The organism is Winogradskyella sp., assembly GCF_028282165.1.
In the GTDB taxonomy this organism is placed as follows: domain Bacteria; phylum Bacteroidota; class Bacteroidia; order Flavobacteriales; family Flavobacteriaceae; genus Winogradskyella.
Genome location: NZ_JANQIM010000003.1, coordinates 160,159 through 172,666 on the forward strand (window position 1 = coordinate 160,159; position 12,508 = coordinate 172,666).

At 36.7% G+C, this 12,508-nt stretch carries 10 protein-coding genes and 1 riboswitch; of the genes, 3 read left to right on the forward strand and 7 right to left on the reverse strand.

Going from position 1 to position 12,508, the window contains the following annotated elements:
* Nucleotides 1–4: 4 nt before the first annotated feature.
* The 3 genes from leuD to Q0972_RS01160 are packed head-to-tail and all read right to left on the reverse strand — an operon-like array spanning nt 5 to nt 3,156.
* On the reverse strand, nt 5–595 hold the full coding sequence (gene leuD / locus Q0972_RS01150; RefSeq protein WP_299361521.1) for a 3-isopropylmalate dehydratase small subunit: 591 nt from the start codon (nt 593–595) through the stop codon (nt 5–7).
* The gene (gene leuC / locus Q0972_RS01155; protein WP_299361523.1) at nt 595–1,980 is read right to left on the reverse strand and encodes a 3-isopropylmalate dehydratase large subunit; all 1,386 of its coding nucleotides are present in this window, start codon (nt 1,978–1,980) and stop codon (nt 595–597) included. The genes leuD and leuC overlap by 1 nt, the downstream gene beginning before the upstream one ends.
* A complete protein-coding gene (locus Q0972_RS01160) occupies nt 1,981–3,156 on the reverse strand; it encodes a 2-isopropylmalate synthase (protein ID WP_299361525.1) in 1,176 nt (391 codons plus the stop codon).
* 143 nt (nt 3,157–3,299) lie between these two features.
* Here Q0972_RS01160 and Q0972_RS01165 point away from each other — a divergent pair, with 143 nt between their 5' ends.
* The 3 genes from Q0972_RS01165 (at nt 3,300) to Q0972_RS01175 (ending at nt 7,647) form a co-directional block, all read left to right on the forward strand.
* Nucleotides 3,300–4,850 carry a hypothetical protein gene (locus Q0972_RS01165; RefSeq protein ID WP_299361528.1) on the forward strand — a complete coding sequence of 517 codons (1,551 nt, stop codon included), beginning with the start codon at nt 3,300–3,302 and terminating at the stop codon, nt 4,848–4,850.
* 150 nt (nt 4,851–5,000) lie between these two features.
* Nucleotides 5,001–5,125, forward strand: a riboswitch (SAM riboswitch).
* 134 nt (nt 5,126–5,259) lie between these two features.
* Entirely contained in the window at nt 5,260–6,558 is a 1,299-nt protein-coding gene (locus Q0972_RS01170; RefSeq protein ID WP_299361531.1) for an O-acetylhomoserine aminocarboxypropyltransferase/cysteine synthase family protein, read from the forward strand.
* Nucleotides 6,559–6,639: 81 nt separating this feature from the next.
* Nucleotides 6,640–7,647 carry an alpha/beta fold hydrolase gene (locus Q0972_RS01175; protein WP_299361533.1) on the forward strand — a complete coding sequence of 336 codons (1,008 nt, stop codon included), beginning with the start codon at nt 6,640–6,642 and terminating at the stop codon, nt 7,645–7,647.
* An 85-nt stretch (nt 7,648–7,732) separates the two neighbouring features.
* On the opposite strand, the gene Q0972_RS01180 is transcribed toward Q0972_RS01175, so the two are convergent.
* The 4 genes from Q0972_RS01180 to Q0972_RS01195 form a co-directional block, all read right to left on the reverse strand.
* Nucleotides 7,733–8,566 (reverse strand): DUF4249 family protein, encoded by an 834-nt coding sequence (locus Q0972_RS01180; RefSeq protein ID WP_299361536.1) that lies wholly within the window; start codon nt 8,564–8,566, stop codon nt 7,733–7,735.
* A gap of 4 nt (nt 8,567–8,570) precedes the next feature.
* Nucleotides 8,571–10,922, reverse strand: a complete 2,352-nt coding sequence (locus tag Q0972_RS01185) for a TonB-dependent receptor (protein WP_299361659.1) — start codon at nt 10,920–10,922, stop codon at nt 8,571–8,573.
* 185 nt (nt 10,923–11,107) lie between these two features.
* Entirely contained in the window at nt 11,108–11,941 is an 834-nt protein-coding gene (locus Q0972_RS01190; RefSeq protein WP_299361538.1) for a phospholipase A, read from the reverse strand.
* Nucleotides 11,942–11,967: 26 nt separating this feature from the next.
* Nucleotides 11,968–12,498, reverse strand: coding sequence for a hypothetical protein (locus Q0972_RS01195; protein WP_299361541.1), 531 nt, complete (start codon nt 12,496–12,498; stop codon nt 11,968–11,970).
* Nucleotides 12,499–12,508 lie beyond the last annotated feature (10 nt).

Here is a 12,508-nt window from a genome sequence, read left to right on the forward strand (position 1 = left end):
TTAGTTAGTATGTTTTTTGAGCTTCGAAAGCTTCAATTAATTCTTTATTATTAATTAGATAATCTATGTCGTCGTAACCATTAATTAAACAAGTTTTTTTGTAAGCATCTATTTCAAATCTTTCTGAAAGGTTTTTATCTTCAACCGAAATGACCTGATCTTCTAAATTTACTTTTACAACCGTCTGTGGATTGGACTCAATTTCGTCAAACAAGTCACTTAAAAACTGTTCTGATATTTGTACTGGGAGCAATCCATTATTTAAGGCATTTCCTTTGAAGATATCTGCAAAGAAACTAGACACGACAACTTTAAAACCATAACCCATAATCGCCCAGGCCGCATGTTCTCTACTAGAACCGCATCCAAAATTATTGCCAGCGACTAAAATACTTCCGTAGAATTGGGAATTATTTAAAACAAAATCCGTATTGACCGACCCATCTTCATTAAACCTCCAATCCCTGAATACATTACCCCCAAATCCTTTTTTATCGGTTGCCTTTAAGAAACGAGCAGGAATGATTTGATCCGTATCAACATTTTCAATATTCAACGGAATAGCTGTAGATCTTAATGTGGTGAACTTTTCCATTAGTTCAAATGTTTTGTGATGTCAATAATTTTTCCTTCGACTGCTGTCGCTGCTGCCACTAAAGGACTAGCCAGTATGGTTCTAGCACCTTGTCCTTGTCGACCTTCAAAGTTTCTGTTAGAGGTTGAAACACAATACTCGCCTTGCGGGATTTTATCATCATTCATGGCTAAACAAGCCGAACAGCCTGGCTGACGTAATTCGAAACCTGCTTCATCAAAAATAGCCTTAAGACCTTCTTCAATAATTTGAGCCTCTACTTGCTTACTGCCTGGCACCAACCATGCCGTAACATTGTCGGCCTTTTGCTTACCTTTAATATAGTTTGCCGCTACTCTAAAATCTTCGATTCTAGAATTGGTACAACTCCCAATGAATACGTAGTTGATGGGTTTATCGATTAAACGTTCTCCAGCCTTAAAATCCATGTAGTTTAATGACTTTTTAAACGACGCATTATCTTCCTCAGGAATAGTTTCGGTTATTTTTATGCCCATACCTGGATTTGTTCCGTAAGTAATCATCGGCTCAATATCATCCGCATCAAAGGTATATTCATTATCAAACACTGCTCCTTCATCCGTTGGAAGTGTTTTCCAATAGTTGACTTTCTTTTCAAACTCCTCGCCCTTTGGGGAAAACTTTCTTCCTTTGATATAGTCGAAAGTGGTCTGGTCTGGCGCAATCATACCACCACGAGCACCCATTTCGATACTCATGTTGCATACAGTCATACGACCTTCCATACTCATGTCTTCAAAAACACTTCCTGCATATTCGCAAAAGTACCCTGTACCTGCGTTGGTGCCGAGTTTTGATATAATATATAGAATCACATCCTTTGGAAGCACACCATTTTTCAACTTGCCATTTACCGTAACCCTAAGACTCTTAGGCTTTTTGAGCAGCAAGCATTGACTGGCAAAAACCTGAGCTACCTGGCTTGTGCCAATACCAAAAGCAATGGCTCCAAAAGCACCATGGGTCGACGTATGACTATCGCCACAAACCATGGTAATTCCAGGTTGGGTGATTCCCAATTCTGGTGCCATTACGTGCACAATTCCATTATATTTATGGCCTAACTCATATAGTGTAATGTTGTTTTTCTTACAGTTTTCTGAAAGTTGCTCTAGCTGTTTTCTGGATAAGGCATCCTTTATAGGCTGATCTTGATTGAGCGTCGGTGTATTATGATCTGCTGTTGCTATAATTTGATCGGGTCTAAAAATAGGAATTCCGCGATTTTCCAATTCATTGAAAGCCTGCGGACTTGTAACTTCGTGTATTAAGTGCCTATCGATATACAATATCTGTGGCCCATTCTCAATACTACTAACCACATGTGAATCCCAGACCTTATCGAATAGTGTTTTTTTGTTCATCTAAGCTGAAATAATTTGCTGGTAAACCTTACTTGTTTCAATAATTTGATGAATATCATTATCATCAATCTCTTTCTTTTGATCTGCAAAGCTCAAGAAGTTTATATAAACCTCATCTAACTGCAACTTGGTTAAATCGTAACCTACTTTTTTTGCTCTATAGGCCAAGGCTGCACGACCACTTCTGGCTGTTAGGACAATCGCAGAATCGGTTACACCAACATCTTTAGGGTCAATGATTTCGTAAGTTTCACGATTTTTAATAACACCATCTTGGTGAATCCCCGAACTATGGGCAAAAGCGTTTGCGCCCACTATAGCTTTATTCGGTTGCGTATAAATACCCATACTATCGCTTACTAACTGGCTCGTACCATAAAGCATTGATGTATTAATATTAGTATCCAAATTAAGATAAGGATGTTGCTTTAACACCATCACTACTTCTTCTAAAGCCGTATTACCAGCACGCTCACCAATTCCATTTATGGTACATTCTATCTGTCTAGCTCCATTAATAACACCTTCAATAGAGTTAGCGGTTGCTAGACCTAAATCATTATGGCAATGGCAAGATAAAATGGCTTTTTCAATACCCTTTACATTTTCTTTAAGGTATTTCATTTTTGCACCATACTCGCTAGGTAAGCAATAACCCGTGGTATCTGGTATATTTAACACTGTAGCACCAGCTTTAATAGCCACTTCACAGACTCTCGCCAAAAAATCATTATCCGTTCGACCTGCGTCTTCGGCATAAAACTCAACATCCTCTACAAAAGACTTTGCATACTTTACTGCTGCAAAGGCACGATCTAAAATATCTTCCCTGGTCGTTTTAAATTTATGTACTATATGAGAATCCGAAGTTCCAATTCCTGTGTGAATTCTTGGTCTAACCGCATGTTTTAATGCATCTGCAGCAACTTTAATATCATTCTCCACCGATCGTGTTAAGCCACAAACCGTGGCATTTTTAACAATTTTTGAAATAGCTTCAACCGATTTAAAGTCACCTGGACTAGATACTGGAAAACCGGCTTCAATAACATCTACTCCAAGTGTATCTAACTGTTCTGCGATAACAACCTTCTGTTCTGTATTAAGCTTACAGCCAGGCACTTGCTCGCCGTCGCGAAGGGTTGTATCAAAAATTTGAATATTGGTATTTGCCATTTATCAAAATATAGATTAGTATTGTCTTACGAATTTATACCTTGAAATCCTCAATAATTAAAGCTACGATTTGTTTTTACGATGTTCAAAACCAAATTTACATGTTATAATTTTGATTTTCAATTATATACACTTATTTTTCATTGACAACTAAAGGCCAAAAAGATAACTTATTTTCACTGGTAAAATCTTTAACGAAATCAGAGAAACGCCAGTTTAAACTCTACGTGGGACGATTAGGGGTAAATACGGATTCTAAGTTTTTAAATTTATTCAATCTTTTGGACAAAGCTAAAGTCTATAACGAGGTTGCTATTTTAAAAAGTGGAATTGTAAAAAAACAACAACTCGCTAACGTCAAAGCACATTTATACAAGCAAATCTTAATAAGCCTCAAACTCAATCCCTCCCATCAAAATGTACGCTCACAAATTAGAGAACAACTAGATTTTGCATCCATTTTATATCACAAAGGTTTATATAAACAAAGTCTGAAAATTCTCGATAAGGCCAAAGAACTGGCCATTGTGAATGAAGAAAAAAACATGGCTTTTGAAATTGTAGAGCTCGAAAAAATTATTGAATCACAATATATTACTCGAAGCATAAGCACAAGAGCAGACGAATTGGCCATACAAGCTAGAGATTTAAGTGCTCAAAATGTTATAGCCAGCAAACTATCTAATTTATCGCTTCAATTGTACAGCATCATTCTTAAAACGGGTTATGTAAAAAATGAAGATGAGGCTAGGCAAGTCACCAAATATTTTAATGACCGGCTTCCAGATATTAAAGGTAAAAGACTAGGATTCAGAGAAAAACTGTGGTATTGCAAAGCACATCTATGGTATTACTTGCTATTGCAAGATTTTTTGAACAGTTACCGTTATGCTTCAAAATGGGTAGACTTGTTTTATCAGTACCCTAAGATGATTAATGTTAATCCCGTATTTTTTCTCAAAGGAAATAACTACTTACTAGAGTCCATATTTTTCCTGAGAAACAAGGAGAAATTTGTCGAAAAACTAGAAGATTTCAAAACAACTGTTAGTCATCCAAAATTTATTAAAGACGAAAATGTGGCGACGTTGGTTTTTCTCTACACCAATTTCCACAGCATTAACCAACACTTTATTGATGGTAGTTTTGAAGAAGGTCTTGCTCTAATTCCAAAAATTGAAGAAGAGCTGTTAGACTTTGAAGACCGCATAGACCCACATCATAAAGCCATCTTTTACTACAAATTTGCCAGTTTAGAATTCGGGTCTGGTAATAACAAAGCTTGCATAAAATATTTAGATAAAATCATTTCGAATAAATCCTTATCCATGCGCGAAGATTTACTCTGCTTCTCAAGAGTCTTAAATCTCGTAGCTCATTATGAAGCTGGATTAGATTACCACCTCGAAGCACTTTTACGCAGTACCTACAAGTTTTTAATTAAGATGAATGACTTGCATGAGGTACAAAAAGAAATGATAAAATTTATACGCGGTTTACAAGATATCTACCCTCATGATCTAAAAAATGCATTTCGAGAATTAGTGGAGCGACTCAAGACTTACGAAGACCATCCTTATGAGCGCAGGTCTTTCCTTTACCTCGATATTATTTCGTGGTTAGAGAGTAAAATTGAAAATAAATCAGTGGCAAATATCATCAGGAATAAATACCTAAATCGCAATAAAAACTAACCAAACTTTGACCTCATGTTCATGATTTTGTGTTTTTTATAACATTAGTTTTTCATTTTCATAAAAAAAGTATAAAACTGAAAATAAATTTGGATTTTAATTTTTTGTAATGCAATATTTGTAAAGACAAAGTTCAAAACACTTACTGAAATGTTATCAAGAAAGGTGGAGGGAATAGACCCGACGAAGCCTTAGCAACCCTCAGATTTACTGAGAAGGTGCTAAATTCTACTTGAATGCGCAGGTCATTTTTTGCAAGTTCGGATAGATAACCAAAGACTAATTACCCATCTGTAATTAGCACATTCTTATAACATTTTTCTATTAGGTACGCTTCTAAGAGGAGGCATATTTGTCCCGATAGTTATCGGGATTGGTTTAATTTATTTTAACTCAAAAAACTAGAAAAATGAGTACACAAAAATTTGCAACGAAAGCGTTGCACGCAGGACACGATGTTCAAAACAATCGCGGAACAAGAGCAGTTCCTATTTATCAATCAACGGCTTATGTATTTAATGATTCCGATCATGCTGCTAATCTTTTTGCATTGGCAGAGACTGGTAATATTTATACCAGAATCAACAACCCAACGAATGATATCTTAGAGCAGCGACTAGCGGCTTTAGAGGGTGGAATTGCCGCAGTAGTTACAGCATCTGGCACCTCAGCAATCGCGACATCATTACTCACCTTATTAAAAGCTGGCGACCATATTGTAGCCTCTAATAGTTTGTATGGAGGCACGTACAACTTGCTGAGTGTAACCTTGCCTAGACATGGTATCACGACTACTTTTGTAGACCCTTCAAATCCTGAGAATTTCAATAAGGCTGCTCAAGAAAACACCCGAGCTTTCTTTATCGAATCTCTAGGAAACCCGAAATTAGATGTTCTGGATATTGAAGCTATTTCAAAAGAGGCCAAAACCTACAAAGTCCCTTTGATCGTAGACAACACTGTGGCTACACCTTATTTACTAAATCCCATTGAGTATGGCGCCAATATTGTTATTCATTCTTTAACCAAGTATATCAATGGTAATGGAACAGCATTAGGTGGTGTTATTATTGATGCTGGTACTTTTGATTGGACCAATGGAAAATTCCCAGAATTTACCGAACCATCACCAGGTTACCATGGTTTGGTTTATAGTGAAGCATTGGAAGCTGCAGCATTTATTGCTAAAGTTAGAATTGAAGGTCTAAGGGATTATGGTGGCGCTTTAAGTCCTTTTAATGCCTTTCAGATTATTCAAGGTTTAGAAACTTTAGAATTACGCATTAAAAAGCATAGCGAAAATGCGCTTGAATTAGCTAAATGGTTGCAAGAACAACCAGAAGTGAATTGGGTAAATTATCCTGGTCTTGAAACAAGTGCTTATAAACACCTAGCTGATAAGTATTTGCCAAATGGTCAAAGCGGTATTGTAACCTTTGGTATTGATGGCGGCTATGTAGCTGCAAAAACTATTGCAGATACCACTAAGCTATTCTCATTATTGGCCAATATTGGAGACACAAAGTCGCTAATCATTCATCCAGCAAGTACGACGCATCAACAACTAAATGACAAGGAACAAGAAAGCACTGGCGTAACAAAAGACCTTATTCGTCTTTCTGTTGGCATTGAAAATATTGATGACCTAAAAGCTGATCTAAAAGAAGCCTTTACTGTTGTAAAACAACAAAAAGAACTCCAGAATTAGCCTTTATTAGTGTTGTTTAGTTAGCGCAGATGCCTTTTTATTAAGGCATCTGTTAACCCCTTCACAATAAAAAAATAAAAAATGAGTGCACTAAAACATATCACTATTTCAAACTATAAAACCAATAGCGGTAAGACAACAGATATTTCATTGTCTTATCAAGTATTTGGTTTATCGCTTGGAGAGGCACCGATTGTACTGGTCATTCATGCGCTTACCGGAAACTCTAATGTCATTGGAGAGAACGGTTGGTGGAATGACTTAATTGGTGAAAACAAATGTATAGACACCAAGGCATATACCATTTTAGCATTTAATATTCCTGGTAATGGCTATGACAATAACCCTGAAAATCTAATCGAAAATTATAGAGATTTTACTGCCAGAGATATTGCTAATTTGTTTGCACTAGGTTTAGAGGAACTAGAGATTGAAAACCTATTTGCGGCTATCGGCGGCTCTGTTGGTGGTGGTATTGCATGGGAATTGGCAGCTTTAAACCCCAACTTGATTCAACATTTGATTCCTATCGCAACGGATTGGAAATCTACGGATTGGCTCATTGCCAATTGTCATATTCAAGATGCCATATTAAATCACTCAAGTACACCTTTAGCTGATGCCAGAATGCATGCAATGACTTTATATCGCACACCAGAATCACTGACACAAAAGTTTCATAGAACAAAAAAAGAAGAGACACTGTTTAATATAGAATCTTGGTTGAATCATCATGGTCACACCTTAACCAATCGCTTTAGTTTGCCGGCATACAAAATGATGAATCAAATATTAAGGACCATTGACATTTGTGAAGATCGAGGCGGATTTTTAGAGGTTGCTTCACAGATAAAATCGTGTATCCACTTGGTGACCATTAATTCTGATTTGTTCTTTAAGCCTGAAGAAAACTGGAATGCTTATGTGGAATTAAAAAGCGTAAAAGAAAATGTTACTATTAATGAGATAAAGTCGATTCATGGGCATGATGCTTTTTTAATAGAATTTGATCAATTAGCAAGGTTCTTGAAACCCATATTCAAAGTCAAAGCCAATGCTTTTAAAACCATTTCCAAATGTGTGGCTTAGACTAATATGCTATTAATCGTTAAAACCGATTCGCTTGAATCGGTTTTTTTGTTAAAGCTAATGCCATAGATAAGATTTCGAATGATTAATCTTCCTGAACGGTGTAATTAAGTGTAAAAGCTTCAGAAATCCTGAAATACCCTAAAGGGTAAGCATCTGGATTCGCTTGATTAATAACGTTACCTCTGGCCGTTGTTGGAGGACTGCTGAAAAAACCACCACTATCTGTCTGTTCTAGCAATAATTCCATATAGGTAAAAAACTGTTCATCCACCCCATCATTTATTACCGTTACAACATCTCCTGGTTGTAGATTGACCTCATCATCTTCGGTATAGAGAAAAGAAAATTCAAATTCATTACCATCAAAAAACTGGTCATCTAAAGGCTGATAAAGGTTGAAACCAAAGTCAAATAGGTAATAGTTTTCAATTCCTGCGGTATCAGAAATCGTTACGATGAGTTCTAAGTCTTCCTCACCGAAAATTTCAAGGTCGCCTTGCTGTATTTCGAGTATTGGTGCAGAGCGAATGGGTTGAGCGGATGCCGAATATACCTCTCCATCTGCTTCGACATGTAAATCAAACATTGCATCAAAGTCATTGAGAAATAAAAGATCCGTACTTTCATAAATGCCTGTACCTGGTGTCGCTTCAACAAATGGGTAAATCGTACCGCTTTCGCGTTCTGTTATAGTCACTGTGGCGTTACTTACGGCTGGTATATTATCGTCAAAGAAATTGACCGTTTCCGTTAACACAACACGTCCTGTAGCTCTGATAGGTTCTTCTTGGGTAAACACTCTAAAATGTGCATCAATGTTTATTCTGGTCTCGCCAGTTGGGGTCTCAAGTTCTATTACGTCTTCACAGGCTATGATGAAAAAGCCCATTAATATAATATATAAAAGTTTTTTCATTGTTCTAAAATTTAAAATTGTAACTGATAGCGGGCACAATACCAAAAATCGATGTTCTTATGGCTTCATTTTGTCCTGTTGCTCTATTTTCTTCAAACGAAAAGGATGCCGCATTCATACGATTGTAAATGTTGTAGAATCCAAAGACCCACTCAGACTGCCAACGCCTATCCTTATTTTTACGAGGCGTATAGGTTGCCGAAAGGTCTAAGCGATGATAGTCAGTTAATCGGCTCTCATTTCTATTCCCATATATAGGAACTGTAAGTCCCAATTGCTGTACTTGACCAATAGGTAAATTGGTAGGTATCCCTGTTTGATATATAAAGTTACCATTAAAGGTCCAACGGTCATTCAATTCATATGTTCCATTTACGGCGATATCGTGCGGCCTATCCCAAAGCGAGTTATACCATTCGCCATTGTTAATACCTGGCTCATTAGCATTTCTGCCAGGTGTGCGCTGTTCGGACTTTGACAGCGTATAGGATAACCAACCGGTAAACTTCCCTCTATTCTTTCTGAACAATACCTCTAGACCGTAAGCTCTGGCCTCACCGTTAAGAATTACTTGCTCAATTTCTTCATTAGCAATTAAATCGGCACCGTCAATGTAGTCAATTCGGTTTTGGATGTCTTTGTAAAACACTTCGGTTTCTAAGGTGTAGTCACCATCTTTAAAGTCTTTAAAAAACCCAATAGCATACTGGTCTAGCAGCTGTGGTTCTATATAAGGGCCACTGGGTGTCCATACATCTAATGGTGTGGGCGAATTAGTATTAGACAACAAATGCAAGTATTGTGTCATGCGGTTGTAACTTGCTTTAACCGATGTATTATCATTGAGCAGATAGGATAGAGAAACCCGCGGCTCAAAATTATTAAAGTCCGCTAGGCTTTCACTGCGGTCAAAGCTATCCACTCTAATAGGCTCTGCGCCTTCATATATCTGAAATTCTTCATTGAATAATACAGGATTGTTATTATCATACACCCTAAATTCATCTTGGCCCAAACGTGTAAAATGGCTCCATCGTAGACCGTAACGGACGGTCAATTTATCAGTCAGTCTATGCTCTGCATCGATGTAAGCCGCAAACTCATTGGCGTATTGATTGGTAAATTCTTCTGGGTTAATACCTGAGTCTTCACTATCGGGTCTTATCTCTCCTGGCTTAAAGTGGTAGTAAATATTATTAATACCATAGTCCAGTTTAAAATTATTTGAGAGGTAATGCTTGAAATCGTATTTTAGGTTGAAGTTGATGATATGAGATTCCCATTCAAAACTTCTCACTGCTAAGTTTAAACCATAATAATAGTCGGAATAAATTAAGGATAAATTTGAAAATAGTTTATCTGAAAACAAATGATTCCAACGTAGGTTTGCTACGGTATTTCCATACTCGTTGACAAAACTATCACCAAGTTGAAAGTTATCACGACCAAAATACCCTGAAAGGTATAAACTGTTATTTTCGTTTAACCGATAACTTAATTTAGTATTTAAGTCATAAAACGAAGCGGTGTTTTCTTCGCCTGCAGCTTGTAAAAACAGGTGCGCATAGGATGATCTACCTGCTACGAGAAATGAACCTCTGTCTTTTTTAATCGGCCCCTCTAGCAAGAGTTTACTTGAAATAAGTCCAATACCACCATTCATTTTGAACTCTTTATTGTTCCCCTCCCTTTGGTAGATATCTAAGACAGATGATAAACGACCTCCATAGCGTGCAGGAATGCCACCTTTATACAATTTCAAATCCTTGATTGCATCTGTATTAAATACCGAAAAGAATCCGAATAAATGGGACGTGTTGAAGATGATAGCTTCGTCTAAAAGAATCAAATTCTGGTCTGCACCACCACCACGCACATTAAATCCTGATGCACCTTCCCCAGCATTACTTACACCAGGCAGTAATAGGATAGAACGAATAACATCGGGTTCCCCCAGAACAGCAGGAATATTCTTTATGGTTTTGGAAGAAAGCTTTGCGACACTCATTTCAGGCTTTCGAATGCTAGTTTTTTCAATGTTTTGCTCAATGATTACGGCATCTAGTTGACTGGACTCCTCAACCATTTTAAAATTCAGTTTGGTGTCCTTATCTATGGTTATCTCCTGTTCAATTGTTTGATACCCTAAGAAACTAATTAGTAATTTGTGGGTTCCAGCGGGTAGCGTAATACTATAAAATCCGTATTCGTTAGTTACAGCACCGATTGAAAGGTCAGGCAACAGAATGTTAGCTCCTAAAACTGTTTCACCCGTCAGTTCATCTATTACATTTCCACTAAGTGTGTATGTTTCTTGAGCGAGGCTCCATGAGAAATTTAGCACTGCAAATACCATAAGATTGATACTCAGTTTATTTTTTCTTTCAATTTTCAAAATCATAGACTTTTTTTTAAATTAAGATAATATTATGTGCTATGTCCTAAAAAACCAATCTACCAATGTAGCATTTATATCTACCAAGACAGTTATGCTATAGCATGAGGTTTTTTTGGTTTTATTTTCACAATCTGTCCTTGACATCAATTGTTCAAGAAATTCGCAAAAAGATCTTTAAAGGCAATCCCAATTCGCAAATTGCTAACGCTTTGATTATAATCAATTAAATCCTCGGAGTACCCCCCAAAGTATTGGATATATAAAAACTGATTGCTGTTTTTTGAGATTTTAAAACTTATGCCAGCTTTTACAAAACCTGTGAGTTGGTCATCATAGGCAGGCTGAATATCAATATCCAAAAACAAACTCCTAAACGGGTTATACGTAGCTCCAATAGCAACATAGCCACGATAGGAAATAATATCACTATTGTCTGCCAAACTTCCAACGGGAATCCAACCCTTAGCCCTAAATTGCCATTTTCTGCCAAAGGGCTTAAAGTATTGCAGCGAGAAGTAATTCCAGCTTCTTGAGTTTTCTTCATCTCTACCATTGGATTCGTGTTCAAATGAAAGCCAAAGCCCAGCTTTAATTCCTTCATCATCTACGAATAACTTCGCCAAACCTAAGGCTGGATTGTAATTGGTTTCGCGAAACGGGAAAGACTCCAGATAAATATCCCAAAATGATTTTTGTCTGTAGGTAATAAACGGAAACATATCCCAGGGTAAATCTAAATTAGTTAGGCGTTGTTTAAAACCTATTTCAAATTTGGCATCGCTTGTTTCTGAAGAAATATCTTCATTTAATGAAGTTCCAGTAACAAAATAATTATCACCATACATTGTAAAAGCAGGCAAGCTTTTAATAAGTGCTTTGTAATTTGTACTATCTAGTTGAGTAATCCTATCCTGTGCCAAAGCAATGTTGGAAGCCAACAAGTATGCCAATAATGTGATGATGAAATACCTGATCATTTTAATTTGTGCAGCAATGATCATTTTTAAAATGTATAACCTATTCCAAATTGAATACTACTCAAACTATTACTGTCCAAACTAATGTTTCGGTATCCTAGAAATATGGGGATTCTCTTTTTAATGAAATAAGTTGCTCTAGGTGAAATATAAAATCCACCGTCATTACTATCATTAATCCCAATAGCATAACCAATATCAGTACCACCAAAAAAGTTCTTGAATGGTGACACACGAAAACTTACCGCTATAGGCATAAACTGCAAATCATCTGTTTCTACCTGAATACCACTTAGCATGGCCGATTCATCGAAAAAATAATTTGCAAATCCAGTAGATGCTCCAGCATAAAAACGCTTAGAGAAGCCATAGAGATAAAACAGGTCAACACCAATGTTACCAGAATAGCTATCTTCAAAATCTCCAATTACAATACCACCATTAAGTCCTATTCCAAAATTATGACTTCCTTTTTCAAGTGTAATTGTCTGGGCTATTGAGCCCAATGCAGTTATTAAAAAAACAATAGATATAAGTGATTTTAACACTGGTGTCATGGTATATTAA